General features: G+C 71.0%; 15 protein-coding genes. 8 read left to right on the top strand and 7 right to left on the bottom strand.

The genetic code is table 11. The features are described from left to right. Position 1 precedes the first annotated feature (1 nt). Both ACLBKU_RS14465 and ACLBKU_RS14460 read left to right on the top strand, forming a co-directional pair. A complete protein-coding gene (locus ACLBKU_RS14465; RefSeq protein WP_410180260.1) occupies positions 2 to 1,378 on the top strand; it encodes a hypothetical protein in 1,377 nt (458 codons plus the stop codon). After that, positions 1,375 to 2,781 carry an FAD-binding oxidoreductase gene (locus ACLBKU_RS14460; protein ID WP_410180259.1) on the top strand — a complete coding sequence of 469 codons (1,407 nt, stop codon included), beginning with the start codon at positions 1,375 to 1,377 and terminating at the stop codon, positions 2,779 to 2,781. The genes ACLBKU_RS14465 and ACLBKU_RS14460 overlap by 4 nt, the downstream gene beginning before the upstream one ends. A gap of 3 nt (positions 2,782 to 2,784) precedes the next feature. Here the strand turns inward: ACLBKU_RS14460 and ACLBKU_RS14455 are convergent, their stop codons facing one another. From ACLBKU_RS14455 to ACLBKU_RS14425, 7 genes are all read right to left on the bottom strand, one after another. Further along, complete coding sequence (locus tag ACLBKU_RS14455) at positions 2,785 to 3,129, bottom strand: RidA family protein (protein WP_410180258.1); 345 nt, start codon at positions 3,127 to 3,129, stop codon at positions 2,785 to 2,787. Next, on the bottom strand, positions 3,126 to 4,697 hold the full coding sequence (locus ACLBKU_RS14450) for a serine hydrolase domain-containing protein (RefSeq protein WP_410180257.1): 1,572 nt from the start codon (positions 4,695 to 4,697) through the stop codon (positions 3,126 to 3,128). The genes ACLBKU_RS14455 and ACLBKU_RS14450 overlap by 4 nt, the downstream gene beginning before the upstream one ends. Further along, positions 4,694 to 6,187 carry a M81 family metallopeptidase gene (locus ACLBKU_RS14445; protein WP_410180256.1) on the bottom strand — a complete coding sequence of 498 codons (1,494 nt, stop codon included), beginning with the start codon at positions 6,185 to 6,187 and terminating at the stop codon, positions 4,694 to 4,696. The genes ACLBKU_RS14450 and ACLBKU_RS14445 overlap by 4 nt, the downstream gene beginning before the upstream one ends. Further along, entirely contained in the window at positions 6,184 to 7,566 is a 1,383-nt protein-coding gene (locus ACLBKU_RS14440) for an MFS transporter (RefSeq protein ID WP_410180255.1), read from the bottom strand. Before ACLBKU_RS14440 ends, ACLBKU_RS14445 begins: the two co-directional genes overlap by 4 nt. A gap of 54 nt (positions 7,567 to 7,620) precedes the next feature. After that, positions 7,621 to 9,522 carry a serine hydrolase domain-containing protein gene (locus tag ACLBKU_RS14435; protein ID WP_410180254.1) on the bottom strand — a complete coding sequence of 634 codons (1,902 nt, stop codon included), beginning with the start codon at positions 9,520 to 9,522 and terminating at the stop codon, positions 7,621 to 7,623. A gap of 3 nt (positions 9,523 to 9,525) precedes the next feature. Further along, the gene (locus ACLBKU_RS14430) at positions 9,526 to 11,886 is read right to left on the bottom strand and encodes a TonB-dependent receptor (RefSeq protein ID WP_410180253.1); all 2,361 of its coding nucleotides are present in this window, start codon (positions 11,884 to 11,886) and stop codon (positions 9,526 to 9,528) included. Positions 11,887 to 12,213: 327 nt separating this feature from the next. After that, a complete protein-coding gene (locus ACLBKU_RS14425) occupies positions 12,214 to 14,577 on the bottom strand; it encodes a prolyl oligopeptidase family serine peptidase (RefSeq protein WP_410180252.1) in 2,364 nt (787 codons plus the stop codon). Between the two features lie 65 nt (positions 14,578 to 14,642). Here ACLBKU_RS14425 and ACLBKU_RS14420 point away from each other — a divergent pair, with 65 nt between their 5' ends. Genes ACLBKU_RS14420 through ACLBKU_RS14395 form a run of 6 tightly spaced genes read left to right on the top strand, consistent with a single transcriptional unit; the run spans position 14,643 to position 20,095 of the window. Further along, on the top strand, positions 14,643 to 15,758 hold the full coding sequence (locus ACLBKU_RS14420; RefSeq protein ID WP_410180251.1) for an NAD(P)/FAD-dependent oxidoreductase: 1,116 nt from the start codon (positions 14,643 to 14,645) through the stop codon (positions 15,756 to 15,758). After that, the gene (locus tag ACLBKU_RS14415; RefSeq protein WP_410180250.1) at positions 15,755 to 16,834 is read left to right on the top strand and encodes a serine hydrolase domain-containing protein; all 1,080 of its coding nucleotides are present in this window, start codon (positions 15,755 to 15,757) and stop codon (positions 16,832 to 16,834) included. The genes ACLBKU_RS14420 and ACLBKU_RS14415 overlap by 4 nt, the downstream gene beginning before the upstream one ends. Next, on the top strand, positions 16,831 to 17,217 hold the full coding sequence (locus ACLBKU_RS14410; RefSeq protein ID WP_410180249.1) for an SgcJ/EcaC family oxidoreductase: 387 nt from the start codon (positions 16,831 to 16,833) through the stop codon (positions 17,215 to 17,217). The genes ACLBKU_RS14415 and ACLBKU_RS14410 overlap by 4 nt, the downstream gene beginning before the upstream one ends. A gap of 31 nt (positions 17,218 to 17,248) precedes the next feature. Then, complete coding sequence (locus ACLBKU_RS14405) at positions 17,249 to 18,451, top strand: M20 family metallopeptidase (protein ID WP_410180248.1); 1,203 nt, start codon at positions 17,249 to 17,251, stop codon at positions 18,449 to 18,451. Next, entirely contained in the window at positions 18,448 to 19,224 is a 777-nt protein-coding gene (locus ACLBKU_RS14400; protein WP_410180247.1) for a TetR/AcrR family transcriptional regulator, read from the top strand. The genes ACLBKU_RS14405 and ACLBKU_RS14400 overlap by 4 nt, the downstream gene beginning before the upstream one ends. A 7-nt stretch (positions 19,225 to 19,231) precedes the next feature. Next, a complete protein-coding gene (locus tag ACLBKU_RS14395) occupies positions 19,232 to 20,095 on the top strand; it encodes an NAD(P)-dependent oxidoreductase (RefSeq protein ID WP_410180246.1) in 864 nt (287 codons plus the stop codon). Positions 20,096 to 20,166 lie beyond the last annotated feature (71 nt).

The raw sequence follows: 20,166 nt of genomic DNA, 5'->3' as shown, positions 1-20,166 counted from the left end.
GATGATGGACCGCCAGCGACGCAACGACCGCCTGTGGGCGCGCGAGCCCGAGGCCGAGGCGGTGCTCGCCGCCTTCCTCGACGATGCGCTCGCCGGGAATGCCCCGGCGGCGGCCTTCGCGGGGCGGCTGCTCGAGGACACCGCGATCCGCCTGCGCGACATCCTCGATCACATCACCCTCGCCGAAGCCGCCGCGGCCGCGGGCTTCGAGCGCGCGGGCTGGAGCCCGGCGGAGGCCGGGGTGTGGCGCAACGCCGCGGGCCTGTTCCCGCCGCTGGTGCTGGGCGATCGCACCACCGTGTGGCTACGGGTCGAGGATGTCGCCACCTTCCTCGAGGCCAACCGGATCACGGCCCCCATCGAGGGCGTGCCGGGCAACCCGCTGCGCCGCGCGATCGCCTTTAGAGGCGGCAGCACCGATGTCGGCGTGGTGGAGCGCAGCGGGCACGCGGGGTTCGACGTCCCGGAGGTCCCGCAGGACCTCCTGCGCCTCGCCCGCATCCACTTCAACGCCCTGCGCGTGCGGCGGCGCGAGTTCGACACGGTCGAGGCCGGGCTCGCCCACACCGAGGCGCTGGTCGACGCCGCGATCGCCGATCTCGGCCCGCACTGGGCCTGCGATCTGTGGCTCAAGGCCGAGCGCGAGTTCTGGATGAAGCGCTGCGCCTCGGGCCGCTTCCAGAAGCAGCGCCAGGACGCCGCCGGGGTCGGCTGGTGCAACATCGACCACCACACCTACGACAGCTCGCGCCGCCACTTCCGCCACACCATCCGCATCCTCGAGAAGCTCGGCTACGAGCTGCGCGAGATGCTCTACGCGGGCGAGCTCGCCGGGTGGGGCAGCCAGGTGCTCGAACAGCCGGTGATCGGCTCGACGATCTTCGCCGACGTCGATCTCGCCCCCGAGGAGCTGACCATCGACTTCGCCCACGAGGTGCTCCCCGACCTCCCCCGCCACCGCCGCGCCGGGCTCTTGTCCGAACTGCTCGGGGAATCGATCCTCGAGGCGGGGCTCAACCACGTCGCGGGGCTCTACGACAACGTCGCGCTGCGCGGCCAGCTGACCGCGGCCGGCATCGCCTTCATGACGCCGTTCTCGGACTTCGCACACCTCTACCAGGAGCTGACCTGCGGCGACATGGCCCCGGTCGATCCGCGCCGCGTGGACGCGCTCGAGGCGGCCGGGCACATCGGCGCCGAGGAGGCCGAGAAGCTGCGGCTCGAAGGCTCGATCGTCACCCACCTCGAGAACATCGAGCGCAACGACGGCTTCAAGGGCTTCAACCGCGAGGGCATCGATTCGGTGCTGCGCAAGCTCGATCCGCGCGCCTATCACGGCGAGGGGATCACCGAGGCCGTCGCGGGAGCGATCTCGTGAGCGCGGCGGCGCCGCGCCGCCGCGACGCGCGGGTGGTCGAGAGCGTCGTCGCCGAGCTCCACGGCCTCCTCGGCGAGCGCGTCGCCACCGGCGAGGCGGTGCGCGCCGCGCATGGCCACGGCGAGGGCCTCCAGGACCCGATGCTCCCCGACGCGGTCGTGTTCGCGCGCTCCACCGAGGATGTCGTCACGACCGTCAACGCCGCCCGCCGCTTCGGCGTGCCGGTCATCCCCTTCGGCGTCGGCACCTCGCTCGAAGGCCAGATCCAGGCGCTCCACGGCGGCATCAGCCTCGACCTTTCGGGGATGGACCGCGTCATCGAAGTGAACGAGGGCGACCTCGATTGCCGGGTCGAGGCAGGGGTGACGCGCGAGGCGCTCAACCACGCGATCCGCGACAAGGGCCTGTTCTTCCCGCTCGACCCCGGCGCCAACGCGACGCTCGGCGGGATGGCGGCGACGCGGGCGAGCGGCACCAATGCGGTGCGCTACGGCACGATGCGCGAGGTGACGCTCGGCCTCACCGTCGTCACTCCGCAGGGCGAGGTGATCCGCACGGGCACGCGCGCGCGCAAGTCCTCGGCCGGGTATGACCTCACGCGGCTCTACGTCGGCAGCGAGGGGACGCTCGGCGTCATCACCGAGCTGCAACTGCGGCTGTTCGGCATCCCCGAGCAGATCGCGGCCGGCCTCTGCCAGTTCGAGACCCTGCGCGGCGCGGTCGAGGCGGTCACCGTCCTGCTCCAGATGGGCATCCCGCTCGCCCGGATCGAGCTGCTCGACGAATTGCAGATCAAGGCCTGCATCGCCCACTCGGGCCTTGGCGGGCTGGCCGAGCAGCCGACCCTGTTCTTCGAGTTCCACGGCTCGCCAGCGGCGGTGCGCGAGCAGATCGAGCAGGTGCGCGCGGTCGCCGACAGCTTCGGCGGCGGCGCCTTCGACTGGGCCGAGCGGCAGGAGGACCGCACCCGGCTGTGGACCGCGCGCCACAATGCCTACTGGGCCGCGCGGGCGCTGAAGCCGGGCTTCGAGAGCTTCGCGACCGATGCCTGCGTGCCGATCAGCCGGCTCGCCGACTGCATCCTCGAGACCCGCGAGGCGGCGCAGGCGTCGGGCCTCACCTGTCCGATCGTCGGCCATGTCGGCGACGGCAATTTCCACCTGCTGGTGCTGTTCAGGCCCGACGACGCCGCCGAGCGCGCCCGCGCCGACGCGCTGGTCGCCGGGATCGCCGAGCGCGCGCTGAGGATGGGCGGGACGATCACCGGCGAGCACGGGGTCGGGCTCCACAAGCTCGCCCACATGGCCGAGGAGCACGGCGAGGCGCTGGCGGTGATGCGCCGGATCAAACGCGCGCTCGACCCCGACGGGCTGATGAACCCGGGCAAGACCGTGCCCGAGTAGGCCTCAGACGACCGCGGTGATCCCGATCTCGACGAGGAACTGCGGCAGGGCGAGCTTCGCCTCGACCGTCGCGCGCGCGGGGGCGTGACCCTCGGGCACCCAGGCGTCCCAGACCGTGTTCATCTCGGCGAAGGTGGCGATGTCCGCCAGCCAGATCGTCGCGCTGACGATCCGCGTCTTGTCGCTGCCGGCCTCGGCGAGCAGGCGGTCGATGCTGGCGAGGATGTCGCGCGTCTGGGCCTCGACCGAGGGCACCGGGTCGCGCGCCACCTGGCCGGCGAGGAAGACGAAGCCGCCCGCGATGACGGCCTGGCTCATCCGGGCTCCGGGTTCGATGTAGCGGATCATGCGGGCAACTCCGATGGCTGGGCGGTGGACCGGAAAGGCAGGCGGCGCGTGCGCAAGGTCGACAGCAGCACCGTGCCGCCGCGATGCTCGAGCGTCCCTGTCCAGCCGTCGCGCTCGGACACCAGCGCCCAGATATCGCTCGTCTTGCGCACGAGGCCGAAGCGCGCCTTGCCGTGATCGGTGGTGATCGTCAACTTGCCGTCGGCGTCGACCGCGGCCTCGGCATCCATCTCGGTGCAGCGGTAACGCCCGGCGATGGCGGCGCTGCTCTGGTCCGCGGCCGCGGCGAGCGGCTCGAGCCGGTCGATGCCGCCGAACTCGTGCCATTCGAGCGCATCGCCGGCCTGCGCGATCCACGCCCCGGCCATGAGGTTCGCCGGCAGCCAGGCGCGCCCGTCCTCCTCGATCCGCAGCGGCATGGTGACCGGGTCGAACGAGAGCGCCACGCTGTCCCCGGCATCGACCAGCGCGATGAAGCGGCCTGTGTCCGGCGAGCGATAGCAGCCCGGTCTGAGCACCCGCGTCGCGGCGCTCTTGGGTGCGGGTTCGAGCCCCTCGATGCAGGCCTCGACCGCCTTCCACGCCGTCTCGGCGGCGCTCACCCCGCTGGTGTTGGCGAGCACCACCACGTCGAGCGCGTGGTCGGGAAGCGTGAGCATCTGCGAATTGCCGCCGAACACCATGCCGGTGTGGAACAGCGTCCTGAGACCGCGCCAGGTGCCGGTCACGAGGCCCCCGGCATAGCCGGTCTCGCTTCCCCGCACCCGGCCGCTGCGGAACATCTCCTCCCAGGTCCGCGCGGTCCCGATGCGCCGCTCGCGCATCGCCCCGAGCCAGCGCAGCATGTCGTCGACGGTCGAGACGAGGTTCCCCTCGCCCCCGACCTCGGGCCCGAAGATGCCGCGCCGGTGGCTTCCATCGGGCTGCGCGACGTGGAGGGTCGCGCTGCCGGGCAGGAAGTCGGTGTCGAAGGGCCGCGCCGCGGTGTCGTGGAGGCCGACGACATCGAAGATCCGCTCCTTGACGAAGGCGGCGTAGTCCATGCCGGACAAGCGCTCGATCAGCTCGGTGAGCAGCACATAGCCGCCGTTGCAGTAGTTCCAGTCGGTGCCGGGCGCGAAGTTGGTGCTGGTGAGGCGGCGCAGCAGGGCCCGCTGCACGGCGTGGGGCACGGCGTCGGAGCGGCCCATCACGCCCGAGGTCAGGTCCATGACGTCGAGGCTGTCGCGCATCCCCGAGGTGTGGGTGACGAGGTGATGGATGGTGATCGGCTCGGCCCAGTCCGGCATATCGGGAAGGTGCCGGCGGATGCTGTCGTCGCTCGCGAGCCTGCCCTCCTCGGCGAGCAGCAGCACGGCGAGCACGGTGAAGTGCTTGCTCGTCGAGCCGATGCGGATGCGGCTCGCGGGGGTGAGCAGCAGCGGCGCCTCGCAATTCGCGAGGCCGTAGCCGCGGCGGAACAGCGGCACGCCCCGGTGCGCGACGCCGATCGCGAAGCCCGGCGCATCGCTGCGGTCGTGGGGCTTCAGCGCCTCGGCGAGCTTGGCCGCGTCGAAGGTGACCCTCACGCGCTCCTCCCCGCGATCACCAGCGGGACCGGGCGGCCATGCGTCGCCCAGGGATCGGCGAGGCGCGGGTGGAAGACATTGTCGCGCCTGGTGAAGGTGAAGTTCGCCATGTCGATATCGAGCGCTCCGGGCGAGGAGACCCGCCACATGTGATCGGCGACGGGGCCGAAATCGTGCTCGAAATGGCTGCTCGACTTGACCACGATCAGCCGCTTGGACCCGAGGTCGATGCCGAGCCCGGTGAAGAAGTCGGTGCCGTAGACCTGGGTGCGCAGGTCGTTGACGAGGATGTCGATCCCTGCGTGCCTCAGCCAGACGGTAAGGCCGGTCTTGGTGCGCGCCTCGAAGCAGCTCTGGGTGTGATCCGCGGCGATGCCCATCACCTCGACCTCGAGGTCGACGGGGTCGCCCGACATCGGCCCGGTCTTCCCGCCGAGCCGCACCGCGAGGCGCGCCCCCACCCCGGCATCGCGCGCCACCTGCGCGAGCACCGGATCGTAGAAGCTGCCGATCGCCACCTCGCCGAGCCCGCGCTCGAGGATGGCGCGCAGGAAGAAGGTGCTGTCGCAGGGCGCGCCGCCCCCCGGATTGTCGCTGTAGTCGCCGAGCACCACCCGGCCTTCCAGGTTGGCGGCGCGATCGAGGCTCTCGGCGATGCCGGGATAGGTCGGGCGCAACTCTTCTCGCGCGGCATAGAGCCGCTCGGCCAACCGCTCCGCCGCGCCGCTCGCCAGCGCGGGATCGCGGTCGGCATAGACGAGGATGCGGGTGCCGACGTCGGCGACGTCGGCCCAGGGAAAGCCGTGCGCGATCGAGGCCGAGAGGATCCCGGGCTCGCCCTCGATCGCGCGTGCGAGCGCGACGATCGAGCGCATCGGCTCGTCGAAGGTCGGGTAGAAGCCGATCATCCGCGTGTCGATCAGCGCGGCGACGGGCGCGAGCTCGCCGGCAAGCTTGCGGTGGCACAGGTCGAAGAGCTCGGCGGCGCGCTCCGAGCCGTCGACGTGGGGATATTCCTTGTAGGGGATCACGAAGTCCGCCGCGCGCACCAGCTCGGCCGAGAGGTGGCAATGAAGGTCGAGCTCGACGCCGATCGCCGCATCGGGCACGATCGCGCGGATGCGTTCGACGAGGTCGGCCTCGCAGTCGTCATAGCCGGTCGCGACCATCGCCCCGTGGAGGAGGAGGAGCACCAGCCGGACCTCCCCCGCCGCCGCGAGATCGGTGAGGATCGCGTCGCGAAAGCCCTCGTAGACGCTCTGCACCGTCTTTCCCGCAGGCTCGGCCGAGAGGGTCAGGCTCTCCACCACCTCGTAGCCCGCAGCCTCGGCCAGCTCACGATAGACCGACAGGATCTGGCCGCCGAACCCGTCCTTCTCGAGCGAGGCCTTGCGGGTGATGCCCCCCAGCTCCCACGCCGACATCCCGGTCGGGAAGGGCGAATGGCAGTTGGTCTCGGTCGCCATCGAGGCGATGAAGGCGCGCGTCATGCGTCGGTCTCCAGCGCAAGCTCGGCATAGGCGTCCTGCGAGCGCCAGAACAGCAACGCTCCCGCCAGCAGGCCCGCAAAGCCGATGACCGAGGCGGAGTAGAGCAGCGGGAAGTCCATCGCGTCCTTGAGCCGGTCGGAGATGAACCCGACCGCGACATAGCTCAGCGCACCCGCCATCCCGACGAAGCTCGAGATCGCGAAGATCCGCGAGCGCAGGTGGATCGGCGCCATGTTCTGGAGGATCGTCGGGATGGTCATGGTCGAGATCATCCCGGCCGTCGCCTGCACGCCCCACAGGATGTAGAGCTGCGGCACGCTGCGCACGAAGCTGAGCGCCAGCGCGAGCAGCGCCTGGACGAACAGGCTCCATGCCAGCACGTAGATCGGCGTCTTGATACCGAACTTCGGCTGAAGCCACTGCATGATCGGTGCTCCCACCAGGAAGCCGGCGATGCCCGACGCGAGCCCGACGCCTGCCATCCACTCGCCGCTCGCCTGCGGGGTCTGCTCGAAATAGCGCTGGGCGATCACCGGCGCCCAGCCTGCCGTCGCCACCGAGCCGAAGGCCATGAACAGCGCCGCGGTCATGGTCGCCGTCCACGCGCGGCGGTGCCGCGTGAGGAACTGCCAGACCGTCTCGAGCCCTTCGACCGGCGCGGGGGCCTGCTCGGCAACCGGGGCGTGCGCGGCAGGGGCCCCCGCCACCCGCCGCGGAAGGAGGAAAATCGGGACGATGGCGAGCGGCGCGAAGACCACGGTCATCAGGAAGGCGAGACGCCACTCGTGCATCGCCCCGAGCTCCGCGGGAAGCAGCGGGCGGACCTCGGCGACGACGACGATCAGGAGCCCGGCGATATAGATGCCGAGCACGCCCGCGAGCCGCGCCGCGATGGCATAGGCCGAATTGGCGAGCTGGCGCGCCGACTTGGGAAACAGGTCCGGGATCATCGCATAGGCGGCAGGCGTGGTCCCCGCCTCGCCGATGCCCACGATCGAGGCGAACAGCAGCAGCAGCCCGAACCCCGGCGAAAGCGCGCAGCCGAGCACCGCGAGGCTCCACAGCAGCATGCAGGTGCCGACCACGTGGCGGCGGTCCTTGCGGTCGGAAATCCACGCGATCGGGTAGACCGTTATCAGCCCGACGAGCGTGAGGCCGACGCCCTGGAGGATGCCGAGCTGGGTATCGGAGAGCCCGAGGTCGTTCTTGATCGCCTCGGCGAAGATCACGAAGATCTGGCGATCGACAGTTGCGTAGATCGTCCCGAAGAACAGCACCCCGAGGCCGAGCCATGCCGAGAGCGGCACCGGCTCCTTGACCAGCGTCGGGTCGGCGACGGCGGCGTCGGCAATCGCGGGCGGCGCGTGGTGGACCGTCATGGCCTTACTCCCTTTCTGTGCCGCACACGGGCGCGGTGCTTGCGGCTTGGCCCTTCACGACGCCTGCTCCTCAAGGCAGGCGCGGAACCGATAGGCGCGCTGGCTTTCGCGGATCACGAGCTCGGCCGCGTCGCTGCCCGGCGGCGCGGTGAAGGCGAAGCCCCGCAGGACCGGATGCGCGGTGACGTAGGAGAGCGACCCGTCCGGCTCGTCGCGCACCCGCATCGGGCAGGCGATGCTCGCGAAACGGAACAGGAGGCCCTCGCCCTCGCCTTCGGTCCACAGGTCGCCGAGCGCGTCGGAGCTGTAGCGGGCGGGCAGGCGTCCCGGGGGCGGAACCCGGGTGGCGGCGTTGAACTGGGCGAGGTCGGCGGCGATGCGCTGCGCGGCCGCGGCGACATCGGCGGCGGCCTTGGGGGCGGCGCCGTAGAGCACCTCGACCAGCCGCCGCTTGAAGGCGGGGAGCAGGAACATTCCCGAATCCGCGTTGGTGAGCAGCACGGCGCCGATCCCCGCCTCGGGAAGCACGAGAATGTCGCTCATCGCGCCCGGGGTGCTGCCGCCGTGGTGGATCACGCTGACCCCCGCCTCGCGGTCGGCGACGAGACCCATGCCGTAATGCGCATTCGCCCCCATCGCCACCCCCGGCGCGCGGCGGGCGAGCAGGTTCTCGCGCGAGACGAGCTGCCGCCCGCCGGGCAGGCGACCCTCGAGGAGTTCGAGCCGCACGTAGCGGATCAGGTCATGCGCCGAGGACCAGGCGCCGCCCGAGGGGCGCGAGGCGTAGTTGGTCATGGCGATGCCGGGGTCGACCGCGATCGTGCGCCCGGCGGCATCCTGCCCATGGAGCGCGGCGTGATTGCCGGCCCAGGCCTCGGCGCGGTCGAACGTCGTGCTCTCCATGCCGAGCGGACCGAAGATGCGCTCGGACAGCGCGAGGTCGTAGCCGGTGCCGGGGTCGAGCTCCGGATGCGCGACCGCGCCCCCGATGAAGCCCGCCGCCGCCGCCATGAGGTTGTTGTACTGGTAAACCTCACCGAAACCGCTGGTCGGCGTCTCGCCCTCGAGCATCTCGAAGATGCGGCTCGCCGGCGTGTCGGCGCGGTTGGTGAAGCTCCACACGAGGTCGCTGCGCGGCAGGCCGGTGGCGGCGCTGACCAGGTGGCGGATCGCGATCCTGTCGGTGAGCGCCGGGTCGCCGAGCCGGAAGGCGGGGAACACCTCGTGGGCGATGGCGTCCCAGGCGAGCCGCCCCTCGTCGACGAGGCTGGCGAGCAGCAGCGTGGTCAGGCCCTTGGTGTTGGAGGCGATGGCGAAGAGGGTGTCGGCGTCGACCGGCCCGCCGGTTTCGACCGACCGCACCCCGAGCCCGCCTTCGAAGACGATGTCCTCGCCCTCGACCAGCGCGATGCCGATCCCGGGGATCGCGAGGCGGTCCATCGCCTCGCGCAGGAAGTCGAGGATCTCGGCGATGGCGTCACGGTCCAGCCTGCGCGGCGTCACCCCCGACACGTCCTCGGGCCGGTGGCCTGGGGCGTGGAGGCTCTGGAGAACCAGCATGACAGCCGCCGCGCGCATCTCGAAAGTCGCCATCGACCCTTCGACGATCGCGACGGTCCAGCCCTCCGGCGTGCCGAAGGCGCTCGCCTGCTCCCAGCGACCCGGTTCGGCAGGTTCGTAGAGGGTCGAGAACACCTGCGCCCAGCCCTGCCGCGGCGCCTCGGCCGCGGCGACGCGGACCGGGCGCGCGGGATCGAGCGACGCCGCCGCCCGGGCGAGCGCGGTCGCCTCCTCCCCCGTCGCCGCCGAGGCAATGTCGACCAGCCGGAGGGCGAGGTCACCCTCCGGCGCGGTCAGCACGATGCCCCGATCCTCCGCGACCGCCGCCCATCCCTCGGGGCTTGCGAAGCTCGCCCCGAGGACGGGCGTGGTCACGCGGCTTTCGGCATCGCTCATCAGCTAGAAATTGCTGGTGACGACGAGGCCGAAGGTGCGGGGCTGGATGATCGCCTTCGTCCCGGTGATCGTCGGCGCGCCCGCCCCAGCGTTGCTGTAGGTGAACATGCCCCGGCTGTCGGTGATGTTGCGGGCGTAGGCCTCGATCCGGATCTTCCCGATGTCCGCCCCGGCGCGCAGCGACAGGGTGGTGTAATCGGGCAGCGGGATGTGCGGCGTGGCGAAGATCGAGGTCCCGAAATCGGTGAACCGCTCGCCGACATAGGATGCGGTGAAGCCGAAGAAGCCTTCCGTGTCACCGCCCAGCGGCAGGCGATACTCCCCGTCGAGGGTGAGCGTCAGATCGGGGACCCACGCCAGCCGGTCGCCCTTGGCGCCGCCGATGCCGGGCGCATCCTGCTGGAGCTTGGCCTCGGTGTAGGCCCCGTTGACCATGAAGGTCAGGCGCTCGCTCGGCCGGGCGGTGACGGCGAATTCGACGCCTTCCGAACGGGCCTCACCGGCGTTCCCGGTGACCCCGATGATGGTGTTGTTGAGCGGCACCAGCGAGATGATCTGGATGTCGGTCCAGTCGATCCGGTAGGCGGCGATGTCGAGCGACAGGCTGCGATCGGGAAGGGTCGTGCGGAAGCCGAGCTCGTAGTTCATCGTCGAGTCGGACTTGTAGCCGAGCGGGTAGTTCGGCGGCGCGTTGGGCGGCACCAGGTTGGGCCCCCCCGGGCGGAAGCCGCTCGCGACGCGGCCGTAGATCAGCGTGTCCTCGTTGACCTTCCACTTGGGCGAGACCGAGAAGGTCACGGCATCCTCGTCGGTATTGATGGTCTGCCGCGAGGGCGGCTGCCCGGCCGGAATGCCGAGGAAGCCGTTCCCCACGCCGAGCAGCGCGCGCTGGTCGTTGGTCGAATAGCGGATGCCGGCATTGATCTCGAACCTCGGCGAGAAGCGCAGGTCGATCTCGCCGAAGCCCGCAAACTCGGTGTACCGCGCGTCGATCGTGTATTCGCCGCCCGGGCCCGGAGGCGTGGTGATGACCGCACCGGTGGTCGCGTTGACGAATTGCTGGTCCTGCGAGGAGAAGGTGTTCTCGTGGGTGTAGAACCCGCCGATCTGCCAGCCGAGGAAGCCCTCGCCCTGCGATTGCAGGCGCAGCTCCTGCGTGAACTTGGTCAGCTTGAAGTATTCCTTCCCGCGCAGCAGCGTCGGCTGCCCGCCGAACAGGAAGTTGGTGAGGAAGAAGTTGGCGCTCACCGGCACGCCGAAGGGCGCGGCGGGGCTGGCCGGCGGAAGGTAGCCGGCCGCGCCCGCGCCGCCGTCGCGCAGCTGGCGGTTCTCGGCGCGGCTGTAGCTGGTGATCGATTCGAGCGTCACCCCGCCGAGATCCCAGTCGAGCTCGCCGCCGATGTTGTAGAAATCCTGCGAGCGGGTGGCGAGCAGGTAGCGGCGCTGCTCGAGGTCCCCGGCGAAGGGCTTGAAAATGTCGGGCCCGGGCAGGGCATAGGTGCGCGGCGAGCCGACCACGTCGACATTCGGATCGGCGCGGGTCTCGAGGCGCTGGTAGAAGCCGGTCACCCGCGCGGTGAGGGTCTCGGTGGCGTCAACCTTGAGCGAGAGCCTGCCGCCGTAACGCTTGCCGCTGTTGACGTCCTCGATCCCGAGGTTGGTGTCGTCGATGAAGCCGGGGAGCTTCTGGTAGAAGCCGCTCGCCCGGATCGCCGCCTTCTCGCCGAGCGGGGCATTGACCACGCCGCGCACCGCGTAGCCGATCTCGCCGCCGTCGACGGAGTTAATCTCGCCCTGCGCGCGGCCCGAGAAGCCGCTCGTGTCGGGGGCATTGGTGACATACTTGATGAGGCCGCCCTGGCTGTTCGCCCCGTAGAGCGTGCCTTGCGGGCCCTTGAGCACCTCGATCGCGGCCATGTCGAAGGTGTCGAGGTTGGAGGTCAGGAGCGCGCCCTGGAGCAGCGCGTTGCTCGATCCGATCGGGCTGTCGTCGACATAGACCGCGACGGTCGAGCCGGCCCCGCCGGCGTTGAGGCCGCGCAGGATCAGGCGGGTGACGACCGGGCTCGAGGTCTGGATCGAGAGGCCGGGGACGAAGGCGGTGAGATCCTGGAAGCTGCGCACCTGGCGCTTTTCCAGTTCCTCGCCGGTGATGACGGTGACGCCCATCGGCACGTCGACGAGGCGCTCGTTGCGCTTGGTAGCGGTGACGATGATCTCGTTGGCCGAGACCGACCGGTCCGCATCATCCTCGGCCGCGGCGGTGCCCGAGTCCTGCGCGCTTGCAGCGCCCGCCGCCAAGGCTGCCGAGGCAACGCCCGCGGCCAGCGCGGTGCGGATCGCGAAATTCCGAATCCCGACCATCTTCAAACCCCCTCATTATCGGCAACAGCCGCAGGTTGAGCCCTTCCGCCACGGGGGCGATCCTCCCTGACCGCCTCTTATGACTTATAAGTCATGTTATGTGCTCAGGCCGCCCGGTGTCAACAAGCTTGCGCGCAGCCGCAACGATAGAGTCATCTATGCAAGCGCAGGCGCGGGGAAGCGACGAAACAAGGGTCTATGATTCCACGAGATTATCTTGAGGCACGCTTGCGGTCAGGGGTGGAGACTATGCCCCCTGCGGCGATCTTTCAGGCCAGTTTCGAGGACCCTTCGAGGCGACCTTGCGGTACAGTCGTGACCGAAACGTCACAGCCATCCGGCTTCGCGGCCGTGGACTCGGCCCAGCACGCCAAGCTCCTGCGGGCCATAGGCGAGGGGGGGAACCGCAGGCGGCGACTCCCCGCGCAGATGCTCGACCAGGAAGTCCCAGATGCGCTGCTGCGCGTGCGCGCTGGTTAGCTGCACCATGTGCCCGGCCCCCGGCACGATCAGCATCTCGAAGCGCTTTCCGGCGGCGATCAGCCTGTCCGCGAAGCGGAGCGTCTGGGTCGGGTGCACATTGTCGTCGAGTTCGCCGTGGATCAGCAGCAAGCGCCCCTCGAGCCGGTCGGCGAGGCGGGCGATGCGCTGGCGCTCCCACGCGCCGTCGCGGTCCGCGCCGACATATTTGAGCACCCAGCCGCACAGGTAGTCGGCCGGGTCGTAGGGGCCGCAGATCGCGATCCCGGCGCGGTAGACCTGCGGATAGGCGAGCATCGCATAGGCCGCGGCCGCACCCCCCGCCGAGGCGCCAAGGATCCCGACCCGCTCGCGATCGAGGAACGCGAAGCGCTCGCACAGCTGCCCGATCACCGCGACGTGATCGGCCATCTGCGGCTCGAGCAGGTCGCCATACCCCGCCTGGTGGAAGGCCCGGCCGCGAAACGGCAGCCCGCGGCTGTCGCAGATCATCGCCGCCAGTCCCAGCTCCGCCAGCGCCTGCGCCTGGGCAGCGACGCGCCCCCCGTCGGTGCGCGACAACAGCACCGATTGCGGGCCGGGATAGGCCAGATCGAGCAGCGGCAGCGGCGCGCGCCCGTCATGCCAGCGCGGCAGGTAGAGCGCCGCCTTGAGCGCCGTCGTCCCGTCCGCCGCCGTCACGTCGAGCCACAAGGCGCGTTCCGGCTCGGTGCGACGGGTCTGCGCGGCGATGACGCTCTGCCTGCCGGTCCGTGTATCGAGGACGAGGGTGTGCGTCGGCGCGAAGGGCCCCGATCGGCGCACCACCACGGCTCCCCCGTCGGGCGACACCGAGCGCGGCATCGTCGCGCCCCGCAGACCGTCACCGTCCGGGGGAGGCATCTCCGGGCAGACCGCAACGTCGCCCTCGGCCATGCTCCCCGCGAGCAGCAGGTCGGTGCGACCCGTGTCGAGGCAGACCCGCGCGAGGCTGCGCAGCATCGGGTCCGCCTCCCCGCCGAGCCCGGTGGCGGTGATCAGGACCGTGCGCCCGGCCTCGTCGACATCGACGATGTCGCGCACCTGCCATTGCCCTTGCGTGAGCTGGCGGATCACCTCGCCGGAACGCGCGTCGAAGAGGTAGAGATGCCCCCACCCGTCGCGTTCCGACCACCAGATCACCTCGTCGCGCGAGGCGAGATAGCGGCACACCGGGGGGTGGCCGATCAGGGGGTGGCTTTCGACATAGCCGTCCTCCGCCTGCTCGGTGAGGACCACGCGCTCGGAGCCGGTTGCGAGCTCAGTCATCACCAGTTCGAGCCGGCGCTGATGGCGGTCGCCGCGGACCCGGCAGATGCGCGTCTCGTCCATGAACCAGGCGTGCCGGTTGAGCAGCGGCGGAAACAGCGTCACGTCCTCATCCGGCATATCGACGCGCCGACCCGAGGAGGGATGGATCGCGACCAGCCGGCAGCGCGGCAGCGGATCGCGCGCGGTGGCATAGCGGAAGCGGTGCGCGAGCGGTTGCCCTCCCCCCGCCGGCGCGCTCTCTACGATGGTGCGAAACGGCAGGTGGCGCTCGTCGATGCGGTGGGTGAGCAGCCATTCGCCTCCCGGAGACCACAGCGCGACCGGCTGGGGCGAGCGCCGCAGCGCGATGCTCGCGAGGCTAGCCTGCGGGGGCTGGCCATAGGGCCAGTCCGCCTCGCCGTCTGTGGTCAGCGGCCTCGCCTCGCCGGTCGTGCCGTCGTGGAGGACGAGGTCATGCCCGTCGATCCGGACGGCGTGGCGGCCATCGGGCGAGCGGACTTCGGGTTGCGTCGGGACGTGCGCCTCGCTCACCGCCTCGCCCGTCTCGAGGTCGATCGTCAGCGCCTTGTCGCGGAACCGGATGACGAGCTCGCCCGGCACCTTGCAACCGTAGCCCAGCGCGGTCCGGGCGGCGGCCTCGAAGTCCGGGAAGCGGGCGGCGAGCGCGGCGAAGATCCGCTCGGGCGGCAAGGCCGGGCGCGCACTTCCGGCGGCGCGCGAGGCGAGGAACGGCAGGGGGAGGATCGCTCCGTCCGGCTGCTCGACCTCGGTCACGAAGAAGAAGCGGTCGGCGTCGATCCAGTGCCCCTCGACCGCCGAGCCGGCGAGGCCCGCCGCGACGGACGTCGGCAAGGCCTGCGCGGCGGAACGATAGCGCTCGCTCAGTGCCGGAACCGCCGCCTTGCCGTCATCGCGCGTCATGTCATCGTTCATATGACTTACAAGTATAGTTGAAATGCGGGAGCCGACAAGCCATAGTGGCAGGCATGAGCGAGAATGTCGATGTCATCGTCGTCGGCGCGGGCATGGCGGGTGCGACCGTCGCCGCGGAACTTGTCGGCGCTGCCTCGGTGCTGCTGATCGAGGCCGAAACCCGTCCGGGCCACCATGCGACTGGCCGGTCAGCTGCACTCTACGCCCCGGGCTATGGCGGCGGCCCGGTCCGCACGCTGACGCTCGCCTCGCACGCGGCGCTGCTGCAAGCCGACGCGCAGGGGCGCCATTTCCTCAAGCCGCGCGGCGGGCTGTTCGTCGCGACCCATGCGCAGGCCGGCTCGCTCGCGGCGATGGCGCGCTCGAGCGGCGGCACGCTGGCCCCGCTCGATGCCGCAGAGACGGTCGCGATGGTGCCGATCCTGCGGCCCGAGGCGATCGCCGGGGGGCTCGACGACAGCGTCGCCGCCGACATCGACGTCGACCTGCTCCAGCAATCCTATCTGCGCCGCTTCCAGCAGGGCGGCGGGACCCTCGCCTGCGACGAGGCCCTGGTCAGCGCCGAGGCCTCGGGCGGAGGCTGGCGCGTGCGCACGACGCGGCGCGAGATCGGCTGCGGCGTGCTGGTCAACGCCGCCGGTGCCTGGGCTGACACGGTCGCCGGCAAGGCCGGCCTCGGCCCGCTCGGCCTCCAGCCCAAGCGCCGCACCGCGGCCCTGGTCGAGCCGCCCACCTTCCCCGGCTTCGAGAGCTGGCCCGCGGTCATCGACATCGACGAGCGGTTCTACTTCAAGCCCGACGCCGGCCTGCTGCTGGTCTCGCCGGCCGAGGAGACCGACGTCGAACCGCACGATGCCTATGCCGACGACATGGCGCTTGCCGAAGGGATCGAGCGAATCCTCGGGGTGGCGAGCATCGCGGTGACGAAGGCGCCGCGGGCCTGGGCGGGTCTCAGGACCTTCGCGCCCGACCGCCTGCCGGTGATCGGCGGCGACCCGCGCTCGGCGCCCCCTTTCCTGTGGCTCGCCGGACAGGGCGGATACGGCATCCAGATGGCGCCCGCCGCCGCGCGCCTCGCCGCCGCGCTGACGCTCGGCGGGACGCTCCCCGACTTCGCGAGCGAGGCGATGTTGGCCGAGGTCTCGCCGACGCGGTTCGCGCACGCATGATCGCAGCGGACCCGCTATTCTCCCGGCTGTGCAGCGAGGCGCTCGCAAGGGCCGGCAGCGCACCCTCGGTCGCGGCGGCGGTCCGGTGCCCCGCGCGCGGTGTCGATTGGCAGGGCGGCGCGGTGCGCGGCGCGCCGATCGGCCCCGGCTTCGCCGACCGGCCGTTCCGCATCGCCAGCATCACCAAGCCCTTCGTCGCTGCCGCGATCCATCGGCTGGCCGAGACGGGCAGGCTGGCGATCGCCGATCCGGTCGCGGGTTTTCTCCTGCCGCGGACGAACGCGATGCTGCGCGACGGCGGCCATGATCCCGCGGCGCTGCGCATCGCCCATCTCCTCACCCACACCGGCGGCCTGCCCGATCACACCGCGACCGCGAGCTACCGCGCCGCCGTCGCAGCGACCCCGGACAGGCGCTGGGAGCGGCAGGAGCAGGTCGCCCTCGCCATCACCGAGGCCCGCCCGGTGGGAGCGCCGGGCGAGGTCTACAGCTATTCCGACACCGGCTATGTGCTCCTCGGCGAGATCGTCGAGCAGGTGTCCGGCCAGCCGCTCGCCGGGGCGGTGCGCCAGCTCCTCGATTACGCGCGCCTCGGCCTTGCCTCGACCTGGTGGGAAGGCGCCGAGCCGCCGCCACACGGCGCTCTCCCGCCTGCGCGGCTCGCCGTCGGGGCTGCCGAGGGGATGGATTACGATCCCTCCTTCGACCTGTTCGGCGGCGGCGGGTTGATCGCCACCCTCGCCGACTGCAACCGCTTCCTGGCAGCCCTGCTCGGGGGCGAGGTGCTGGCGATGCCGCACCTCGTGGGCGCGCTCGCGACCCCGGCCGCGCGGCGGCCTGCCGATGCGCCGACCTGGCGGACCCACAACCACCTGCTCGCGAGCATGGCGGTCGGGCGCCACTGGGCGCTGGGGCATACCGGCTTCTGGGGGAGCGCCGCGGTGCGCATCCCGGCCCTCGGCGCCGACATCGCGGTGTCGCTCAATTGCGGCGACCCCGAGGCCTTCGCCGCCGCCCGCGCCCTGCTCGGCGGCCTCGCCGACGCGCTCGACACCATCGCGGAGTCCTCGCAATGACCGATACGGATGACCTCGCCATCGCCATCGTGCAGCGCCAGGCCGACGCCTGGAACGCCAAGGACGCCGACCTCTTCGCCGCGTGCTACACCGAGGACGCGGTCGTGCGCAGCACCGTGGGGGACGACGAGCTGGTGATCGCCGGTCGCGAGGCGATCCGCGCCAGCTATGGCGAGCGCTTCCGCAACCATCCCGAGCTGCGGGTCGTCATCGAGCACCGCCATTGCCACGAGGGCCTCGTGACCGACCTCGAATACTTCCCCGGCCGCGAGATGCGCGCGACCGCGATCTTCCGGGTGCGCGGCGGGTTGATCGACCGCGCCTGGATCCACGCCGCACAGCGCCTGATCCCCGACACCGCCCCCGCACAGGCTCCGGCTTGATTGCGAACCGCTTTCGCAGGAGTATCGCCCGATGAACGAGATTGCCTGGTCCGCCCGCGCCGAAGAGCTCCTCCCCGACCTGGTCGCGCTGCGACGCGCGATCCATGCCGAGCCCGAGCTGGGGCTGCACAACCCGCTGACCCGCGACAAGATCAGGGCCGCGCTCGATGGCCTGCCGCTCGCATGGCGCTCGGGTCCCTCGACCACCGGCCTCATCGCCATCCTCGAAGGCGCGCGGCCCGGGCGCACCGTGCTGCTGCGCGGGGATACCGACGCCCTGCCGATGCCCGAGGAGACGGGCCTCGATTTCGCCTCGCGCTTTGCCGGCGTGATGCACGCCTGCGGCCACGACAGCCACGCCGCGATGCTGGTCGGCGCGTGCAAGCTGCTCGCCGCCCGGCGCGAAGAGATCGCAGGCCGCGTGATGTTCATGTTCCAGCCCGGCGAGGAGGGTCACCACGGCGCGCGCTTCATGATCGAGGACGGCCTGCTCGATCCCCTGCCCGATGCCGCCTTCGCGCTTCATGTCATGCCCAATGCGCCGCACGGCGTGCTGAGCGCGCGCGCCGGGGCGATGCTCGCTTCCTCGGACCGCTTCATCGTCGAGGTCACCGGGCGCGGCGGCCACGCGGCGATGCCGCATGACGCGCTCGACCCGGTTCCGGTCGCCTGCGAGATCGTCCTTGCGCTCCAGACCTTCGTCGCCCGCCGCATCCCCGTTGCCGACCCGGCGGTGCTCACCGTCGGCCAGATCGTCGCCGGCACCACCGACAACGTGATCGCCGACACCGCGCGCCTCCTGGGAACGATCCGCACGCTCTCGCCGCGCTCGCGCGGGACGATGCTCGAGGCGCTCGAGCGGATCGCGATCGGGATCGCCCGCACGCACGAAATGGACGCGTCAGTCACTCATATCGAAGGTTTCCCCGTGACGATGAACGATCCCCGCGCGGTATCGCTTGCCGAACGTGTGGTGGGCGATATGTTCGGACACGACAGCTGGATGACCATGCCGGCGGCCAACATGGGGGCGGAAGATTTCTCCTATGTGCTGGAAAAGGTGCCCGGGGCGATGATCTTCCTGGGGGCGAGCCAGCACGGTTCGGACTGGAAATCCTGCTGCGCGCTGCATTCGACCGGCATGGTCCTGGACGAAAGCGTGATGGCGCGCGGCGCGGCGCTGCATGCCGCAATCGCGACGCGGTTTCTGGAGAAGGGGTTCGAGGACCAGTGACAGCGCCCAAGGCAACCCGTGCGAAGCGGACCCGAGACGCGTCCGCCGCCCCGGCGAGCGCCGCTGTGCGCAATGCGGGCGGCGTACGGTTCGTCGCCTATCTCCAGGCGATGGCGTCCGAGATCAAGGCGGTGCGCAACAGCGAGAAGACCAAGCTGCGCCTGATGATCTCGGCGCTCAACCTGCTCGAGCAGGTCGGGTTCCGCGAGCTCAACCTCGACGAGGTGGTCGGCGACGCGTCGCTCGCCAAGGGGACCTTCTACATCCACTTCCCGAGCAAGGAGGATTTCCTGATCGAGCTGGCAACGCGCTATCTCGAGTTCGAGCAGGCGACGATCCCGCTCCGCCCGCCGGCGGCCTCGCCCTTCGCACAGCTGCGCGAATGGCTCGGCTGGTACGAGCGGACCTTCGAGCTCAACGTCGGCATCATCCGCTGCATCGTCCAGATGGCCGAGGTGAGCTCGGAGATGCGCAGCCTCTGGCACCGCCGCAACGGCACAATGGTCGACCGGGTGCTCGCCGGCTGGTATCCGGCGCGCGGGGGCGTCACGCCCGAACTCGCCCGCCTGTCGCTGCGGCTCGCCGGGGGCATGCTCGACCAGAGCCTGTTCGAACGCTACAAGGTCCAGCTCGGCCCCGGGCGCGAGGAACCCGAGGATCCCGCCCTGCTGAGCGAGCTGCACGTGCTGCTCGCCTACCGCGCGATCTACGGCGCCAATCCGCCCGAGGAGGAGCTCGAGCTCACCAAGCCGCTGCTCGGCTGGCCGGGCTGAGGCCACCATGCGCATCGGCGTGCTCGGCACCGGCATCATGGGTGCCCCGATGGCCCGCAACCTCGCGCAGGCGGGTCACGCCGTCACGGTGTGGAACCGCACGCACGCGAAGGCGCAGGCGCTGTCCGGGAACGGCGTAGAGGTCGCCGAGACCATCGCCGCGGCGTGCCGCGCGGCCGCGCTGCTGGTGGTCATGGTCAGCAACGACGAGACCGCCGAACGGGTGTTGTTCGGCAAAGGCGGTGCCTCGACTGCCCTGCCGCCGGGCGCGATCGTCGCGATGATGAGCTCGATCGGCGTGGATACCGCCCGCAGCCAGGGAGCGCGCCTTGCCGAGCGCGGGATCGGCTATGTCGACGCGCCGGTCTCGGGCGGCGAGCGCGGCGCGGTTGCCGGAACGCTCGCGATCATGGCCGGGGGCGATGCGGACCACGTGGCAGCGATCCGCGAGCCGCTCGCCGCGCTCGGGCGCCTGACCCATGTCGGGCCGGTCGGCAGCGGTCAGCTCGCCAAGCTCGCCAACCAGGCGATCGTCGGGATCACGATCGGCGCGGTTGCCGAGGCCCTGATCCTCGCCGAGGCCGGCGGTGCCGATCCGGCGGCGGTGCGCGATGCGCTGCTCGGAGGGTTCGCGGATTCGACCGTGCTGCGGCAGCATGGCGAGCGGATGATCGCGCGCGACTTCGCGCCCGGCGCCCATGCGACCACGCAGCTCAAGGACCTGCGCAACGCCGCGCGCCTCGCCGAGAGGCTCGGCCGTCCCCTCCCCTTCACCGCGCTCGCCCACGACCTCTATGCCGCGCTGTGCGAGGGCGAGCTCGCGGCGCGCGACCACAGCGCGCTCTATCTGCACCTCGCCGGGCAGCGCTGACCTGCCAGTCTTGAACGCGCCACGCGTGGCCAGCGGTTCGCCCCTTTCGGCCGCGGCAAAGCCGCGTGCGA

The sequence above is a fragment of the Erythrobacter sp. NE805 genome (assembly GCF_046452355.1).
In the GTDB taxonomy this organism is placed as follows: Bacteria; Pseudomonadota; Alphaproteobacteria; order Sphingomonadales; family Sphingomonadaceae; genus Erythrobacter.
This window is presented reverse-complemented; position numbering and strand designations above follow the sequence as displayed.

What these genes read in the sequence shown, in the direction of transcription:
- ACLBKU_RS14415 (WP_410180250.1), top strand. Translation starts at nt 15,755, where the DNA reads ATGATCGCAGCGGACCCGCTATTCTCCCGGCTGTGCAGCGAGGCGCTC.
- ACLBKU_RS14405 (WP_410180248.1), top strand. Translation starts at nt 17,249, where the DNA reads ATGAACGAGATTGCCTGGTCCGCCCGCGCCGAAGAGCTCCTCCCCGAC.
- ACLBKU_RS14395 (WP_410180246.1), top strand. Translation starts at nt 19,232, where the DNA reads ATGCGCATCGGCGTGCTCGGCACCGGCATCATGGGTGCCCCGATGGCC.
- ACLBKU_RS14425 (WP_410180252.1), bottom strand. Translation starts at nt 14,577, where the DNA reads ATGACGCGCGATGACGGCAAGGCGGCGGTTCCGGCACTGAGCGAGCGC.
- ACLBKU_RS14440 (WP_410180255.1), bottom strand. Translation starts at nt 7,566, where the DNA reads ATGACGGTCCACCACGCGCCGCCCGCGATTGCCGACGCCGCCGTCGCC.
- ACLBKU_RS14435 (WP_410180254.1), bottom strand. Translation starts at nt 9,522, where the DNA reads ATGAGCGATGCCGAAAGCCGCGTGACCACGCCCGTCCTCGGGGCGAGC.
- ACLBKU_RS14445 (WP_410180256.1), bottom strand. Translation starts at nt 6,187, where the DNA reads ATGACGCGCGCCTTCATCGCCTCGATGGCGACCGAGACCAACTGCCAT.
- ACLBKU_RS14420 (WP_410180251.1), top strand. Translation starts at nt 14,643, where the DNA reads ATGAGCGAGAATGTCGATGTCATCGTCGTCGGCGCGGGCATGGCGGGT.
- ACLBKU_RS14465 (WP_410180260.1), top strand. Translation starts at nt 2, where the DNA reads ATGATGGACCGCCAGCGACGCAACGACCGCCTGTGGGCGCGCGAGCCC.
- ACLBKU_RS14410 (WP_410180249.1), top strand. Translation starts at nt 16,831, where the DNA reads ATGACCGATACGGATGACCTCGCCATCGCCATCGTGCAGCGCCAGGCC.
- ACLBKU_RS14430 (WP_410180253.1), bottom strand. Translation starts at nt 11,886, where the DNA reads ATGGTCGGGATTCGGAATTTCGCGATCCGCACCGCGCTGGCCGCGGGC.
- ACLBKU_RS14455 (WP_410180258.1), bottom strand. Translation starts at nt 3,129, where the DNA reads ATGATCCGCTACATCGAACCCGGAGCCCGGATGAGCCAGGCCGTCATC.